Genomic DNA, 16,180 nt, shown 5'->3' with positions numbered 1-16,180 from the left:
ATATTGGAAAAAACAGTGATAAAACCTGACAAAGCAAGAAAAAAGCAGCTTATCGCAGATTTCATCATTATTTCAGTGGTGAGTTTTGCGGTGCTGCTTTTTGCTAATAAGATAAATGCATATTCCTATGACCAAAGCATACCGCTGATGAAAAGGCTGCTGGTGACAGCGCTTTGCGGTCAGTTTGCGATAGCGGGGCTTGGCATAACGATAGTCTGTATCATAAGGCGTGAGAAGTTCACGAAATTCGGACTGAACAGAAAAAATCTCCTGCCTGCCCTGCTGTTGAGTCTGGCTTGCTGTGTGCCCGACTTCATCTATCAGCTGGCAAGAGGGCACGTTCATCCATGGTTCCCGTTTTACGATATGTCCATGACACCGCAGCTTTTGGAAGAAAGCCTGCCTGTCAAAGTGAGTGGATTGTTGATAACCGCGCTGTTCTGGGGATTTTTTGAGGGCTTCAACTATGTGGTCATACGCGACAAGTTCAGCGAACTGTTTCCCTCAAAATACAGGTTCTGGGACACGGGTGCATTCTTCTGCGCTGTGATGTGCATAGTTATACATGGCGTGGTAGGTGTTACTCCCGATGCTTTTCTTGAAATGCTTTGTGCGATGGTACTTATCTACGGTATGCTGATAGTCAGGAAAGAAACAGGCAATGCATGGGGCTGTGTGCTGATATTCTTTGTATACTGGAACGCGCTGTAATATCAGAACGGTATGATAGTCAGTTATGACTAACCGTGTTAAGAAAATGTAGACAGAATGTTAAATCAGGGAAATACACTTGAAATCCATGTTGATATGATGTATAATAGATATGGCAAAAAATCCATAAATAATTTTTTGGAGGTATTTTATAATGTTAGTTAATGCTAAAGAAATGCTTGATAAGGCTCGTGCTGGTAAGTACGCTGTAGGTCAGTTCAACATCAACAACCTTGAGTGGACAAAGGCTATCCTGCTGACTGCTCAGGAGCTGAATTCGCCTGTTATCCTCGGTGTATCCGAAGGCGCAGGTAAGTATATGTGCGGTTTTGAGACTGTTGCTGCTATGGTAGCTGCTATGGATAAGTCTCTGGGCATCACTGTTCCTGTTGCTCTGCACCTTGACCACGGTTCTTATGAGGGCTGCTACAAGTGCATCAAGGCAGGCTTCACTTCTATAATGTTCGATGGTTCTCATTTCCCCATCGACGAGAACGTTGCTAAGACTACTGAGCTTGTTAACGTAGCTCACGGCCTGGGTCTCTCCATTGAGGCTGAGGTAGGCGCTATCGGCGGCGAAGAGGACGGCGTTATCGGCAAGGGCGAGTGCGCAGATCCCGCAGAGTGCAAGCAGATCGCTGATCTGGGCGTTGACTTCCTGGCAGCAGGTATCGGCAACATCCACGGTGTATATCCCGATAACTGGGAGGGTCTGAGCTTTGAGACTCTCGAGGCTATCAACAAGACTGTTGGCGATATGCCTCTGGTACTCCACGGCGGTACAGGTATCCCTGATGATATGATCACTAAGGCTATCTCTCTGGGCGTTGCTAAGATCAACGTTAACACTGAGTGCCAGCTGGTATTTGCTGACGCTACAAGAGGCTACGTTGAGGCTGGCAAGGACAAGCAGGGCAAGGGCTTCGATCCCAGAAAGCTGCTGGCTCCCGGCTTTGAGGCAATCAAGGCTAAGGTCAAGGAGAAGATGGAACTGTTCGGTTCTGTTGGCAAGGCTTAATTTAAAGTATATATTCGGTCAGCCTGCTGCTTTATGCGGCAGGCGGCTTTTTTAAGAACTGATTTTTTATGAATGCTGAAACGGAGGGCTGGCGATGGAACTTATCAATTCACGAAGAATGATGAACATTGGTGTGATGACAGCGCTGTATGTGCTGATGACTGTATTGTGCGCCCCGTTGGCCTTTGGCCAGGTACAGCTGAGGTTTTCAGAATTGCTGATGCTGCTGTGCTTTTTCAACAAGGATTATATATTCTCGCTGACTGTGGGCTGTTTTATTTCAAACACGATGAGCCCGCTTGGTTTTGCCGATGTTGGATTCGGTCCAACGGCTACGCTGGTTTCTGCCGTGCTTATATATGCATTCAGAGAAAAGACCAACTTGCTTGTTGCGTCAATATTTCCTGTGGTGATAAATGGTTTTGTTGTTGCCACAGAACTTCATTATATACAAGGTCTGCCTTTCTGGGAGAGTGTTGTTTATGTGTCCCTCGGTGAGTTTATCTGCGTAAGCGTTATCGGCGTTTTCGTTATAGGGATGCTGAGCAGGAAGAAAGGTTTTATGAAGGTCATAATGACAGGGACTGATATCCAATAAGCTTGAATGACTGAATATCAACAGACACTTCACAGCTATAAAGCCGGTACGAATATAGAAGTTTTCGCCATAGTATTTCTGATGCTTGTTCAGAATTACTATGGCGGTTTTGTTGACACATCAGTAACACTATGCTATAATGAAATGCGAATACAAATCAGATATGCATCGAGAGGAGCTATAAAATGATACTATCAGATAAAACGATTATTAAAATGCTTGATGAAAATTCTTTAGTAATCAAGCCGATCACAAAAGAACAAATACAACCCGCAAGTGTGGATATACGGTTAGGGAACACATTCAGCATTGTAGATGACACTCCGTCGGGAATAATTACTTTGGAGAGTAAAACAAACTACAAAACCATTAAAACTGATACTTACTTGATTTTACCCGGACAATTTGTTTTGGCAACAACGATGGAGTATTTTGAACTGCCTGATAATCTGACTGCGTTTGTTGAAGGCAGAAGCTCCCTTGGCAGAATGGGATTGTTTATTCAGAATGCCGGGTGGGTAGATCCCGGATTCAAAGGTGAGATAACATTAGAATTGTATAATGCTAACAGATGCGCTATAGAACTTAAATGCGGACGTAGAGTAGGACAGTTAGTATTTGCAGAAATGGACGATCATGCACTAAATCCATACAATGGAAAGTATCAGGGACAAACGGGTGCAACCGGCTCAAGAGTCTTTATGGATCCCGATAAATACTGATTAATTGGAGCAGGATGATTACACAAAGTCCCGAAGTATTTAAAACGCTTCGGGGCGAAACTTATATACTAAAACCCGTCATACGGCGGGGTGTCTTTTTATCTGAAAACATTCAATAACTATAAATCAATTCATAAAAGGTTTTAAATAAAAATTTTCAAAAGGGGTTGACTTTATGAGAGCGTTGTGATATAATAGATACTGTTGTGAGGGATACAACAAAAACAAAATAAAAAATGCAGGTATGGCGGAATAGGCAGACGCGCTAGCTTCAGGTGCTAGTGGGGGCAACCTCGTGGAAGTTCAAGTCTTCTTACCTGCACCATTCAAACCTCGTAAACGATTTGTTTGCGAGGTTTTTTGTTGTCCTGTGATCATATTGCTGAATACGGTGATGTTGATATCTCTGTTGAATAAATGATACCGTGTGATATTGGTGCCAAAGCAATATTATATTACCACCCTGAAAACAACATGAAAAATCGGCAGCCCTGGATCGGCTGCCGACTTCTCATCGACCGTGGTCGATTTATAATGGAAGTTGTTTGTAATTACTTGATAGTAACAGTAACAGCTCTCTTGCTGAGGTTGGAAGTATCCCACTTGCCGTTTACCTTAGCAGCTACAACTACCTTGTAGGACTTGCCGGGAGTCAGCTTGGGAGATACGAATGTGGTATTAGAAGCAGCTATGCTCTGGGTCTGTACCTTCCATCTGCCTGCCAGGTATACAGCGATACCGTAGTTCTGAGCACCGTCAACAGGTGTCCATGTGAGCTGGAACTGATGATACTGAGAGTTGTACAGAACGTTTGTTACAACAGGATATGTGCTTGTAGAAGAATTGTTGTAAGTGATAGCAGCGCCAGTCAGAGCAGTGTTGTCAGAACCTACAGCTATAGCAGCCAGCTGAGCCTTTGTGCCGTTGTATTCAACGTTTTTCAGAGAAGTACAAGCGCCGAATGCCTTATCACCAATTGTTGTTACGCTCTTGGGCAGAGTTACCTTAGTGAGGGACTTGCAGGTATAGAATGCTGCGTCATCGATATCAGTTACGCCTTCGGGTATCTTTATTTCAGTGATGCCTGTTGTAGCGAATGCAGCCTGAGGGATAGTGGTGAGCTTCTTGGAATTTAATTCAACTTCCTTCAGTGCATGGCAGTTTGCAAATGTTCTCTTGCCCAAAGTTGTAAGGTTCTCAGGGAAAACAGCGGTTTCCAGAAGCTTGCAGTTAGCAAAAGCATCATTGCCGATAGAGGTCAGATTACTATAATTATGTAGATCAAGCTTAGTCAGAGCGGTGCAAGAACCAAAAGCGGAATTACCGATAGTCTTCAGTTCTGATTTGCCGGGAAGTTCGCTTAGACTTGAACAACCGAAGAATGCGTAATCTCCGATATCAACAAAATTAGCATCATTATCTATACTCTCAATAGTTGAAAGGTTTTCGCATTCGTAAAAAGCCTTTTTGCCGATAGAGGTGGCACCGTGGAAAGATAATTTTTTAATATTTGTACACCCCTGAAAAGCACTTGTACCGATATACTTTACCGCCGGTTTAACATAAAAACAAGGAAGGCTGGTGCATCTCTGGAATGTACCCTCTTCAATAGCATCATAGTTAACGGTAAGATCAATATCATCAAGGCTGGTGCAGCTTGCAAAAGCACCGCGTCCGATAGTGGTTTTTGAGGCATTTGAGTAAAAATTCACAGTTTTGAGTGAAGTACAGCTGCAGAATGCAAATTCACCAATCGAAGTCAGAGAATCGTTTGAGCAAGATACCTCTGTTATATTTTTGTTTCCCATAAAAGCCTGGTCACCAATCTTAGTAACGGTCTTACCATCGATCTTAACGGGGATTTCAACTTTGCTTTCAGTACCGGTGTACTTTGTGATGCAGATAGTGCCGTTGGAAAGCTCCTCATAAGTATAATCGCCGCTTACTGCCTCAGCACTTGCAGTTATAGCTACAGGTGCGATGGTGGTGCCGATAACGGAACTAGGTACGAATGTTGCAGCGCTGATGATAGCCAGCGCACTTGCAAATGTTTTTTTCATAATTCTGTTGGACATAATTGTCTGCTCCTTTTTTTATAATTTTATGTTCTTTTATATTGCGGTGGATAGTGTCGCCGTACTTTTACGGATCGGCGCATTGTCATAGTAAAAATGGGGCCGTAAACGTTTACTCTTTTACTTTATACATTATATCACGGTAATTTGGGCATTTCAATAAAAGATATATGATATATTTGCAAATAAACTATGCAAAACTACACAGAAAAATATGAATAATATAAGAAGATATGAATATAATAAATATTTTACTGTTGAAACTATCTATTTATGACCATGGGTCATTACTAAATATACATATGTACAATTCGGATATTGGCTAAAACCGTTAAAGAAAACGTTTTCAGAACAGAATATCATACTATTCGCAATATATGACTGACCTGCCCACAGCATGGCTTGTCTGTTCATAAAAAACAGGCAGTATCACCAAATTTTATGCAAATCGGACATCGGTGTTTTCGGGGTGTGATGCTTGACAAAATGGCGGTAATATAGTATAATATTAATTTGAAGTATACCCAAAAAACAAATACTATATAGGAGTGTTTTATAATGGAAATCAACAAGACAGTATCAAAAGCCGGCTACGACAAACTGGTTGAAGAAAAGGAATATCTGGTAACAGTCAAGCGTAAAGAAGTCGCACAGAAACTGAAAGAAGCACGTTCTTTCGGCGACCTTTCCGAGAACGCTGAGTATGATGAAGCAAAGAACGAACAGGCTATTCTGGAATCCCGTATTAACGAACTGGAAATACTCATCTCCAACGCTACTGTCGTTGATGATGATGAGATATCCGTTCATGAGATCGGTGTAGGTTCTTACGTAAAGCTGAGAGATGTTGAACTCGATGAAATCGAAACTCTTCAGATCGTTGGTTCTACCGAGTCCGATCCCGACAACGGCAAGATATCCGATGAAAGCCCCATAGGCAAGGCTGCACTTCACATGAAGGTCGGCGATATATTCGAGGTTGAAGCACCTGCAGGCATGATCAAGTTCGAGGTACTGGAGATCACAAGAGAATAATGGACGCCGGTCTTCCTTTTTCCTTTGAGGATATAGACTTCGGCAGCGGCAGGCTCATGTTTTATATGAACTGCTGTGACGAGGATTCTTCATTGCTGGCGCACATAGAATATCCCGATAATTTCGATATCATGGCAGAACACTATGATGCAAGGATATTTACTGTCACGCTGTACTGGGGGATAATGGATCATTGTCCTCCCGTGGCGGTCTTTCGTGCGGGCGATATTTCCATGCTTGAGAAAGCATTGTCAGAGTGCGTCAGGCGTGCCGAAAGGGAAGTGGAAGAAAAGCGGTTCTCATATTACGGTAAACTCTGGGATACCGAATATATAGATGTCAGATAAACCGTGAATGGATCAGAATATATTTGTCAGAGGTGATAAAAGATGCGCAGGACTGCTCTTGCAGCAGTTATATTATCGATGACGATGCTTTGCGGCTGTATGGAGAAAAATATCAGTGCGGTGAACTTCGATAAGTTCAGCAAGACTATGCTGGAGGAAGGTTACTGTGCAGAGGACAGCATTTCTACCTCCGATACCGAGGACGGTACTTGTTACGGTGTTCTTACCGATAACGGCTGGGTGGCAGTCTTTTACGAGTGTGCCGATGAGGAGATCGCGGAGATCGAGTTTTACAATGAATGTGATGCGGCAGGCATAGAATATGTCAAGACACTCGGAAAAAACGGTCTTTCAGCCGAGGAAAATACCGATGAAGGATATGTGCTGTACATCAAGGTCGGTAAGACCTGTCTGATGATGATGGGACCCGAGGAAAATTCATCGGAGATGAAGAAGTTCGCAAAAAAGCTCGGTTATTTTGAGAATTAGCGGCGATGCTGCTGTACGTCATAAAATCTTAGAAAGGAAGTAAAATATGAGCGAAGAGATAAAGAACAATGCTCCCGAAGAGGAAGAACTTACTCAGGAGCAGGTCAATGAATATAAGAAGATAAGAATGGAAAAGCTCAAGGCTTTGCAGGACGAGGGTGCAGACCCTTTCCAGATCACAAAGTATGATGTGACTGCAAGCTGTGAGGAGGCTAAGGCTCTTTATGAGAAAGCCGAAGCTGAGTGTATCGAAAATATATTGAGAAATGAAAATATTATTATTACTAATGTTGAAGAGTATAAAAAAATGGATATATTCACCGATCAGCTTAATTCTGAGCTGGAGGAGAACCGCGTTCGCGTTTCGATCGCAGGACGTATTATGTCCAAGAGAATGATGGGTAAGGCTAGCTTTATGGATCTCAGGGACAAGAGCGGCAAGATACAGCTCTATGTCCGCCTGAATGAAGTAGGCAAGGAATCTTTCGACAGATACGTTAAGAAGGGTGATATCGGCGATATCGTCGGTGTTGAGGGCTTTGTTTTCAGAACAAGAATGGGCGAGATATCCGTTCATGCAGAAAGCTTTACTCTGCTTTCCAAGAACCTCCAGCCCCTGCCCGAGAAGTGGCACGGTCTGAAAGATCAGGATACAAGATACAGACAGCGTTATACTGACCTCATCTGCAATCCCGAGGTCAAGGATACATTCATCAAGAGATCCAAGATCATTTCCACTATCAGAAGATATCTGGACGAAAGGGGATTCATGGAAGTTGAGACTCCCATGCTGGTAAGCAACGCAGGCGGTGCTGCTGCCAGACCTTTCGAGACACACTACAACGCTCTTGATGAGGACGTTAAGCTGAGGATATCCCTCGAGCTCTACCTCAAGAGACTGATCGTCGGCGGACTTGAAAGAGTTTACGAGATCGGCAGAGTTTTCCGTAACGAGGGTGTTGACGCAAGACATAACCCTGAGTTCACACTGATGGAACTTTACCAGGCTTATACCGACTATCACGGCATGATGGATCTGACAGAGGATATGTTCAGACATCTGGCTGAAACTGTTTGCGGCGGAACAACCATCCCCTACGGTGAACACGAGATCGACCTAGGCAAGCCTTTTGAGAGACTCACTATGATCGATGCTGTCAAGAAGTATGCAGGCGTTGATTTCAATGAGATCAAGACCACTGAGGAAGCTAAGGCACTGGCTAAGGAGCGTCACATCGAGTTCGAGGACAGACACAAGAGAGGCGATATACTCAATCTCTTCTTTGAGGAGTATGTTGAGGAGCACCTGATCCAGCCTACATTCATCATGGATCACCCCATCGAGATCAGCCCCCTGACCAAGAAGAAGCCCGATGCGCCTGATTATGTTGAGCGTTTTGAGCTGTTTATCAATGGCTGGGAGATGTGCAACGCATACAGCGAGCTGAATGACCCCATCGATCAGCGCGAGCGTTTCAAGGCACAGGAAGAAGCTCTCAGCAGCGGCGATGAAGAAGCAAACCGCACCGACGAAGACTTCCTGCGTGCTTTGGAGATAGGTATGCCTCCCACGGGTGGTATCGGCTACGGCATCGACAGACTTGTTATGCTGCTGACAAATTCACCAGCTATCAGAGATGTTCTGCTGTTCCCGACGATGAAGTCCATCGACTGATAAAAGTGCGTATTTAGGCGGGTTTTGAGGTGCCAAAATTACATTTTTTTGCATCAAAACATCAAATTCGCATCAAATTGAAGATTATAAATAACAGTGTATAAAAAAATCACCGATGTGTTGCAGTGAACACATCGGTGATTTCTTATTCATCCTCATCACCGTCGTCATTAAGAAAACAATCAAATTCCTTAAACTCTCTCTGCTTCAGATCCTTGGTGGCATCTGTATAGATGTTCATCGTGGTATTGAAATCTGCATGACCTAATACGTCCTGAATGACCTTGATGTTAACTCCTGACTCACACAGACGTGTGGCGAAAGTGTGCCTGAGTGAATGACAGCTGAATCTTGGTAGCAGTGTGACATTCGCTTTTCCCCTTGACTTGGCTAAATCTCTTCGTTGCAGTCACGTGAGATACGGCGGATAGCCTTATTCAGTGTACCCTGATTATGTACATTTCCGAAACGATTGACGAACACAAAATCTGTGTAACCATCTATCTCTGCAGTACATTTGATCCCGGCTTCATGCCGGAAGTGTTCTTCCTGCATAAAAGCCTCTTTTACGCCATTTAGAATAGGTATCGTTCTTTCCCCTGCCCTAGTCTTTGGTGTATGTATGTTGAAATAGCATCCGTTCTCCTTATGGTTGTAATACACCAGCATGTGGTTTACGCTGATGAATCCTTCGTCGAGATCAACGTCTTCCCAGCGTAACCCTGTTATTTCGCCTACCCTCATACCCGTGTTGAGCATTATGTAGAAAATAGGATACCATTGATGATACTTCCCGTTTCGGGAAAGGTAGTTCAGAAAAATATCCTGTTCCTCACGGGTCAGGGCACGTTTCTTTTCATTTTCAGTATTTCTCGCCTGCTTGATATGTCTTAGCGCATTGGTTGAGGGGTTAGTCCTGAGATAACCGTCCTGCACTGCCAAATCTAACACCTGATGAAGAACAGTATGGATGTTGTCTATGGTGTTCTGTTTCAGACCTCGTTCATCAAGAAGAAGATTGTAGTATGATAGTACATCGGAGTGTTTCGCCCCTTTGTTTTATCACTTTTGGAACTGGAAGCGATCCAGTCAAGAACAATATTACAGGTAAGACTTCCCATATATCCAACAGCAAGTGTATAAGCTGCAAAATTCCTGAGAACGCATTCTTCGTGTTCAAGTTTAAATCCGAGACTGTGTTTATAATCCAGATATTCATTAAGCTGACGGTTGAGTTTATTTGAATTCATTCTGCCGCCTCCTTTTCAGGCCATTCACAGCATAGCGATCTTAGTGATTCAAAATCCACCTTTACATAGTGTGTAGATGAATCTATTGAATCGTGACCAAGAATGTCAGCAGTCAGCTTTATTCCTGCGCCTGTATTGTATATATTAGAAGCTGCCGTTCTGCGAATAGCATAGAGGCTGTATTTCCGAAAACTGATATCCAGAACTGTATCATTCATCAGCTCAGGAATTCAAGCAAATATGTCTCCTACAAGGATATCAAGGCGCTTATGACCGACCTGAAAAAGGTCTATACTGCCGCCACTGAAGAAGCTGCTCTGGACGCTCTGGACGAATTTGCCGCTGTCTGGGACAGCAAATATCCCAAGATTTCAAAGTCATGGTACGAAAACTGGCCTAATCTCAGCACATATTTCAAGTTCCCGCAGGAGCTTCGGAAGCTGATCTATACTACCAATACCATTGAAGGCTTCAACCGTCAGCTAAAGAAAGTTACCAAAGCGAAGTCCGTATTTCCGACCGATGACAGCCTTTTCAAGATGCTGTATCTGGCTATGAAGGACATCACGAAAAAGTGGACGGGGCGTCGTCAGGACTGGAGCAGTATCTATGCTCAGCTTGTGATCTATTACGGAGACAGGATACCCGAATAATACTTTTATCTTGACAATCATATAATCATGTGCTAATATGCTGATAAGACCGACTGCTTTCACAATCGGTCTCATCATATACTCTTTTATTACACTATTTGCCGTTTACACAGAATTGGGGATTGACTCGATACTCCCCTGTTTCACGGGCTATAACATAAAATAGAAAGCGCTGCTGCCAGATAAAGACAGCAACGCTTTTTTCTTTCAGAATAGTTTTTGGTTATACGCTTCGGTTTGATCCATGCTTTTTCTGCCTATCAAAGCCATATGCAGTTATTTCTAAAAAACAATGTGCTAATTACATAGGCATATAATGAAAAGAAATGAAGCCTTATCAAGATCTGATGTGAAGAAAGCAAGTCTTGCATATCAATTCAGCATAACTCATCATGTAAAATACGCCATCGTACAATACCCTGCATCATCTCCATAGAAGCTTATTTCTGGGAATATGGTCACAGCATAACCAAAGGCTTCTTCATCTTCCCCGCCGATATAAACGATAAGTGCGCAGTATCCATTTGGTCTGAAGCATATAGATACAGGTTCATACTCTAAACACCCAAATTCATCCTCCGGAAATTGTGCGAGAAGGACTTTCTCTATCTCTGCTGTAATTTTTTCATTGTCGAGTATTTTTTTATATGATTCCTTTTGTGCAGCGGTAACAGGCGTATCATTTTCAGAGATCATATCAATATCTATTTCATATGTTTCCCCGAACAGCTTAAATCCCATCCTGCCGTGCCACGTAGGAGCCTCATAATATAAATCACCTAATACTTCGTCTTTAACAAGTTCAGGCTGCTGTTTTTTCTTTGAGCCAAACAATCCGAACATAAAAATCACTCCTTACATCAATCATCTCTTGCTGCATCAGCTGCTAAGTTAAATCCTCCGAACAATGATCCGCGGCCAATTGCTTTATCGAAATATTTGACCATTTTTATTTCGTTAGTTATATGTTCTCTTCCACCGGTATGTTTTAACATATTATGCAGCTTAGTGGGAACTAGATTTTCGTGAATCAAATCAAAATTCTCATGGAACGTTATTCCGTCAAGATTTATTGTTGTTCCGGATTTTTGTAAATAATTGTTTAAAGCTACTCTTCCTTTTGAATTATTGTTATTGAATATTTCGTCCATCAAGCCTTTTTTAAACTTCTTTTCATCGCCGTTAGAGATGAAACGATCTAATTTATTTTTAAAATCATCGTCTGTTCCGCTAAATCCAAGATCTTTCATATTAAATTTTTCGTCTTTTCCAAGTGTAATAATACTCACTTCATCCCACTTCGCATCGATATAACCATTTTCATTTGTTAACGGAATATATGTGTGGTTGGTTCCCAAAATATCGTTAGCCTCATTAAGAGCTTTTCTTGCTTCATCGGTCTTAGGAGTCATACGCATATTGACTGTATCCATATCCCAGTGCTTTTTATTCGAATTGGTAACGATACCTTTACCTAATAAAAGATTACCATCTTCGATCTTAGTGAGATTTTTCAGCTCTGCGATATCATCAATTCCTGTTAAACTCTTAATTCCACCCCATGCTGTTTTACCAAAAGTTTTCATAAAGCCATCAGACTTACAAGCAGTTTTAAAGGCGGCAAAACCTTCTTTAGCTGCATTCGGGATACCTTTGATGCTATTGATTAAACCTCTCCCTGATTCTCTAATCATAGATTTAGTAGCCTGAGCAAATGTTTTTTTGCCGACTGTCATAGCAGACTTTATACCTGCTCCCACAGGCAAAATTATACTTGCGATATCAAGGCCCCAGCTAACTCCCTTAACTATCTGACTCAATGTACTGAAACCTTGTTCATCCAGCCAACCCGCAAGATCCTGACCCGTCAAAGCCATAAATGCCATATCGACGATGCCCATTGCAGCAGATAAAGCACCAACTATTATTCCAATGATAGCAATCACCGCTGCAGGACAAACTATCACTATCACTATAGCCGCTAACACTATCGCCGCCGCCACCACGAACGCTATGACATTCTCCGATATAAACTCTCCTACTTTCTCAAAGAAGCTCTTTTCGCATTCGGGTTTAAGATACGAATATTTCTTGTAGAAATCTTCCTTTTTTTCTTTTATCTTATCAGCAGCAGCTTTTTCATGCTGAACCGCATTATTGACAAAAGTTTCGATCTTCTGTTTCAGAGCATTTATCTTTTCTTTCTTTTCTTCCTTGCTTTCCTCAGAATTCACTATATCATCGATAGCATTTCCAAGATCACTCGATACTTGATTATCATTTTCACATCCAACACTTGCGACAGTGTTTTTGAGGTCTTTTACCGTTGCATCATAGCTGCCCAGTTTTGAAAGAAGACCATCAAGCATATCACCAAAGCTGTCAAACTTTGATTTTTTCAATGTAATGACCATTCCAGCCATTATATCGCCTCCATATTTTTTCTCATTACCGTATGCCGCGTACTAAGCAGCAACTTTGTTATCATTCAAATATACCAGAGATAACCCTGCAGCTGCCTCTCTCATCCATTCTTCTGCTATTTCCTACGCAGCAAGTCTAGGTTCGAGAGAAAGTTATATCTCCATCTCATTGGATTTTCATTCTTCACGCCGTCCCGGCAGCTTAGCTGACCATCAAGTCTTCTGATCTCTGTTTCAGCTTCGTCTGTCTCTGTATTTGTCTTCGTTATGGCAGATGTCGGTTCAAATGAATAATCCCCATTTAATATAGCACATCAGTTGCAAAAAGTCAATATGTATGCGGACTGATCCACGGAAATCAATTTTCAAAAATCACCCTCGAAATCATCAGCGGCTCCATAAGACATTCAAACATAAGTTTGGATATGGCGGCTTTAGAATTGTTCCGATTTTTAAAGTTCTTGATTAAATTTATCGCAGCTTTTCTGAACATATTCAGGCATTGCTGAACGTCTTTGTTTTCGACTCTGCACCAATCTTCTTCAAAATGAACATCAAGCAGCCAGTGCATTGACTCAACTGACCATTCCATTCTTGCATGATGAAGGAGCTGTTCCGCTGTCATTTCGCGGCTTGAAAGGTAATAGTGCCATTCGCTCGAAGTGCCTTTTTTCGTTGCAAATTCAGTATGAATGGCTCCTATGCACTTCAGATTTTTCCACTCTTTTTTCTGTTCCAGCCAGTTGATATCTGTTGTTACATACGCTGTCCTTGTTTCAACTCTGCCACGGTTTTTCTCCGTTCTTGAAACTGTTTGCATAGTGTCTCTGAGAGAACTGTCCTGCACATAATCCTCGATATCTTTCTTCAAATTTGGGTGATTATCCTTAACGCAAAGCAGATAATCTGCCTTTTGTTTTACGATAATCTCAGCAGTTTCTTTCTGACAGTTCAGTGCATCCGCAACAACTATATTACCCTTTATTTTCAGTTCTTTCAGAAGCTCCTGCACCGCAGGTATCTCGTTGCTTTTATCGTCCGTGCTGCGTTGTGCCAGGGTCAATCCAAGTTCGCATACCTGTGCGCTGATGATGTGCAGAGGACTTTCGATCTTACTCATTTTAAGTGTCGAACAAACAGTTTTCCCGTCAAGAGAGATCGTCATACTTTTGGACTTTTCGGGCATAAATGAATAGACCCAATCCGCAAAACAGCGGTTGAGCGATTCGGGCTTGACATATTTCAGCAGGCTCAATATCCAATAATAGCAAGGGACATGATCGATTCCGAATTTCTCCTTTAAGAATTCGCTTACTCTGTCATTTGTCGCCCATTGATGAATCTGATGAATGTTTCTAAGTCCACAGATACTTCCAAGAATTGCTATTGTAATGATATCGGGGATACTGCAAAAATAGCCGTCATATTCCTCATATAATTCAATATCTTCAAAATACTCGGTTATTCCATTATTCATGCCTATATTATATCATTTTCCAGGTGCTCTGTCCAGTAATTTGTACAATCTGAAATATAAATGTAACTTTTGAAACCTGATTTTTTGAAAATTGATTTCCGTGGGACTGATCACCTGTATTTTGTGTTGGATCAGACACGGAGTAGGCATAAAGTATACAAGGTCGATTGTACAGTTATAACCAGTGCCTAAAAACCGTCCTTGGAGCATAGCACTCCGAGGACGGTTAGATGTATGGTGACAGTTCGACTTCGACACCTTACATTAATGCTCTTGTTTCTTTCTTGGGAGATGCCATTAACGAAAAAACCATAATATGTGCTCATAATGCAACTTTTGATTTGTCTTTTCTATGTGAATCACTGATGCGAATGGGATATAATGGCAGAATTCAGTTTGTTGATACGATATCTCTTTCAAGACAACTCATAAGCGGTTTACCAAATTATAAGCAGGACACCGTAGCTTCGCATTATAATATTATCAATTCTCAATCACACAGAGCTGTTTCTGATGCTGAAGTTTGCGGCAGAATACTTAACGAGTTAATTAAACTGAAAAAAACAGAAATACAGCAGCGCATTAGCGCATTTGAAGCCAGCAAACCGAATGAAGAAGAAAAAGAAATATGTGCAGCTATTCAAAAGATAATAATCGATAAAGGCGGAAACATTGATTATCTCGGCTATTATAAAAATAGTTCTAATCACGTAGATGTGATATATTTATATAAAATTCTGAGATTTAGAATAACCAAAAAAGGAAGACAAAGGGATTCAAGATAGGTAAAAGAGTATGGAAAATACAGCGCAGTGAGGTATATAATTATATAAACCAAAAGGTATTGACATAATGATAAAATTATAATGGAGGGGCTGATATTATGATTGATATAAGACCAGTGACCGACCGGATAAACCATGTAATATTATAGCGCGAAACGCAGTTCAGTGTCTATTGATATTGCGCTCAAACTTTCTGTTACGCTTGCATTATCCAGTTCGACACATTGTTACGGGGAAAAGAAAAAGCTGCGGAGCGGAAAACGCTCACACAGCTTTGTAAAGTATACTCATATTTTGATGTGTCGTAAATCGTTGTAAAGCACTATGCTTCACCTACAACTCGATACTCCAAAAGGTATCCACCGAGATAGAATAATCGTCCCTCTATAATCGCATGAAACCCAGCTTCTGATGTACAATACTCTGGTTGTCTATCCTTGCCATTGTAATAAGTATGCCCAAGGTCATGAAAGCCTATCTTGTCCATAGCTTCAACAGCCGAATACTGATAGCTTACAAATACATATCCCTCGTTTGGAATGTCAGGATTTCCACCTGCATAAGTGCCCTCTTGTATTTCATAAAAATCATTTCCGTCCACAGCCACAGATTTCCATATTGTGAATGAACTTATAGGATTAATTGTTTTAAATACAATTGCAGAGTAGCTGATAAACAGAATGATAAATATTGCAAGTGTAGAAACTATAACTTTTTTCTTTGACTTTTTAATACTCAAACAATTCACTCTCCTTTAAATAACCAATATTCTCCGTATAACAAGACACATTCACATTTCCAATTATATCACACCCTCCCCGAAAAAGCAACACCCACTTCATCAAACTGCCGCCCAGACTGCGCAATAACTGCGCCGTATCAGTTTACAATTTTGGAGATGATGATATTGAGGGCATCACGC

General features: G+C 41.7%; 18 protein-coding genes, 1 tRNA gene and 2 pseudogenes. 12 read left to right on the top strand and 9 right to left on the bottom strand.

Annotation, left to right across the window (positions count from 1 at the left end; all coding sequences use genetic code 11):
* Positions 1–3 precede the first annotated feature (3 nt).
* The 6 genes from N773_RS0107995 (at position 4) to N773_RS0107975 (ending at position 3,374) form a co-directional block, all read left to right on the top strand.
* Positions 4–711 carry a hypothetical protein gene (locus N773_RS0107995; protein ID WP_024857303.1) on the top strand — a complete coding sequence of 236 codons (708 nt, stop codon included), beginning with the start codon at positions 4–6 and terminating at the stop codon, positions 709–711.
* Between the two features lie 154 nt (positions 712–865).
* Positions 866–1,729 (top strand): class II fructose-1,6-bisphosphate aldolase, encoded by an 864-nt coding sequence (gene fba / locus N773_RS0107990; RefSeq protein WP_024857302.1) that lies wholly within the window; start codon positions 866–868, stop codon positions 1,727–1,729.
* A gap of 94 nt (positions 1,730–1,823) precedes the next feature.
* Positions 1,824–2,327 (top strand): QueT transporter family protein, encoded by a 504-nt coding sequence (locus N773_RS0107985; protein WP_024857301.1) that lies wholly within the window; start codon positions 1,824–1,826, stop codon positions 2,325–2,327.
* Between the two features lie 6 nt (positions 2,328–2,333).
* A complete protein-coding gene (locus N773_RS22560) occupies positions 2,334–2,516 on the top strand; it encodes a hypothetical protein (protein WP_196231612.1) in 183 nt (60 codons plus the stop codon).
* On the top strand, positions 2,513–3,049 hold the full coding sequence (gene dcd / locus N773_RS0107980; protein WP_024857300.1) for a dCTP deaminase: 537 nt from the start codon (positions 2,513–2,515) through the stop codon (positions 3,047–3,049). Before N773_RS22560 ends, dcd begins: the two co-directional genes overlap by 4 nt.
* A 238-nt stretch (positions 3,050–3,287) precedes the next feature.
* Positions 3,288–3,374, top strand: a tRNA-Leu gene (locus N773_RS0107975).
* Positions 3,375–3,600: 226 nt separating this feature from the next.
* On the opposite strand, the gene N773_RS0107970 is transcribed toward N773_RS0107975, so the two are convergent.
* Positions 3,601–5,109, bottom strand: coding sequence for a leucine-rich repeat domain-containing protein (locus tag N773_RS0107970; RefSeq protein WP_242840364.1), 1,509 nt, complete (start codon positions 5,107–5,109; stop codon positions 3,601–3,603).
* A gap of 573 nt (positions 5,110–5,682) precedes the next feature.
* Between N773_RS0107970 and greA the strand changes: the two genes are divergently transcribed.
* Genes greA through lysS form a run of 4 tightly spaced genes read left to right on the top strand, consistent with a single transcriptional unit; the run spans position 5,683 to position 8,670 of the window.
* Entirely contained in the window at positions 5,683–6,159 is a 477-nt protein-coding gene (gene greA / locus N773_RS0107965; protein ID WP_024857298.1) for a transcription elongation factor GreA, read from the top strand.
* Entirely contained in the window at positions 6,159–6,506 is a 348-nt protein-coding gene (locus N773_RS0107960) for a hypothetical protein (protein WP_024857297.1), read from the top strand. Before greA ends, N773_RS0107960 begins: the two co-directional genes overlap by 1 nt.
* Positions 6,507–6,548: 42 nt before the next feature.
* Entirely contained in the window at positions 6,549–6,995 is a 447-nt protein-coding gene (locus N773_RS0107955; RefSeq protein ID WP_024857296.1) for a hypothetical protein, read from the top strand.
* Positions 6,996–7,041: 46 nt separating this feature from the next.
* Positions 7,042–8,670: a lysine--tRNA ligase gene (gene lysS / locus N773_RS0107950; RefSeq protein WP_024857295.1), complete on the top strand. Its 1,629-nt coding sequence runs from the start codon at positions 7,042–7,044 to the stop codon at positions 8,668–8,670.
* Between the two features lie 274 nt (positions 8,671–8,944).
* Here the strand turns inward: lysS and N773_RS23260 are convergent.
* From N773_RS23260 to N773_RS22215, 4 genes and pseudogenes are all read right to left on the bottom strand, one after another.
* Positions 8,945–9,031: pseudogene (locus tag N773_RS23260) on the bottom strand (tyrosine-type recombinase/integrase); the annotation flags it as partial.
* 29 nt (positions 9,032–9,060) lie between these two features.
* Positions 9,061–9,606: a site-specific integrase gene (locus N773_RS22885; protein ID WP_278245372.1), complete on the bottom strand. Its 546-nt coding sequence runs from the start codon at positions 9,604–9,606 to the stop codon at positions 9,061–9,063.
* A 56-nt stretch (positions 9,607–9,662) separates the two neighbouring features.
* Positions 9,663–9,920, bottom strand: a complete 258-nt coding sequence (locus N773_RS0107940) for a hypothetical protein (protein WP_024857294.1) — start codon at positions 9,918–9,920, stop codon at positions 9,663–9,665.
* On the bottom strand, positions 9,917–10,138 hold the full coding sequence (locus tag N773_RS22215) for a tyrosine-type recombinase/integrase (RefSeq protein ID WP_024857293.1): 222 nt from the start codon (positions 10,136–10,138) through the stop codon (positions 9,917–9,919). The genes N773_RS0107940 and N773_RS22215 overlap by 4 nt, the downstream gene beginning before the upstream one ends.
* On the opposite strand from N773_RS22215, the pseudogene N773_RS19995 reads away from it, so the two are divergent.
* Positions 10,088–10,573: pseudogene (locus tag N773_RS19995) on the top strand (IS256 family transposase); the annotation flags it as partial. The gene N773_RS22215 and the pseudogene N773_RS19995 overlap by 51 nt on opposite strands.
* A gap of 390 nt (positions 10,574–10,963) precedes the next feature.
* On the opposite strand, the gene N773_RS0107925 reads toward N773_RS19995, so the two are convergent.
* The 3 genes from N773_RS0107925 to N773_RS21815 all read right to left on the bottom strand — a co-directional run bounded on the left by N773_RS0107925 (position 10,964) and on the right by N773_RS21815 (position 14,473).
* The gene (locus tag N773_RS0107925) at positions 10,964–11,416 is read right to left on the bottom strand and encodes a hypothetical protein (protein WP_024857291.1); all 453 of its coding nucleotides are present in this window, start codon (positions 11,414–11,416) and stop codon (positions 10,964–10,966) included.
* A 17-nt stretch (positions 11,417–11,433) separates the two neighbouring features.
* Complete coding sequence (locus N773_RS0107920; RefSeq protein ID WP_024857290.1) at positions 11,434–12,996, bottom strand: hypothetical protein; 1,563 nt, start codon at positions 12,994–12,996, stop codon at positions 11,434–11,436.
* A 358-nt stretch (positions 12,997–13,354) separates the two neighbouring features.
* Complete coding sequence (locus tag N773_RS21815; protein WP_024856640.1) at positions 13,355–14,473, bottom strand: ISAs1 family transposase; 1,119 nt, start codon at positions 14,471–14,473, stop codon at positions 13,355–13,357.
* Positions 14,474–14,703: 230 nt separating this feature from the next.
* Here N773_RS21815 and N773_RS0107910 point away from each other — a divergent pair, with 230 nt between their 5' ends.
* Positions 14,704–15,258 carry a 3'-5' exonuclease gene (locus N773_RS0107910; protein ID WP_024857289.1) on the top strand — a complete coding sequence of 185 codons (555 nt, stop codon included), beginning with the start codon at positions 14,704–14,706 and terminating at the stop codon, positions 15,256–15,258.
* Between the two features lie 322 nt (positions 15,259–15,580).
* On the opposite strand, the gene N773_RS0107905 is transcribed toward N773_RS0107910, so the two are convergent.
* A complete protein-coding gene (locus tag N773_RS0107905; RefSeq protein ID WP_024857288.1) occupies positions 15,581–15,997 on the bottom strand; it encodes a hypothetical protein in 417 nt (138 codons plus the stop codon).
* Between the last annotated feature and the right edge of the window lie 183 nt (positions 15,998–16,180).

Source organism: Ruminococcus albus AD2013 (assembly GCF_000526775.1).
GTDB classification, from domain to species: Bacteria; Bacillota; Clostridia; order Oscillospirales; family Ruminococcaceae; genus Hominimerdicola; species Hominimerdicola alba_A.
This window is presented reverse-complemented; position numbering and strand designations above follow the sequence as displayed.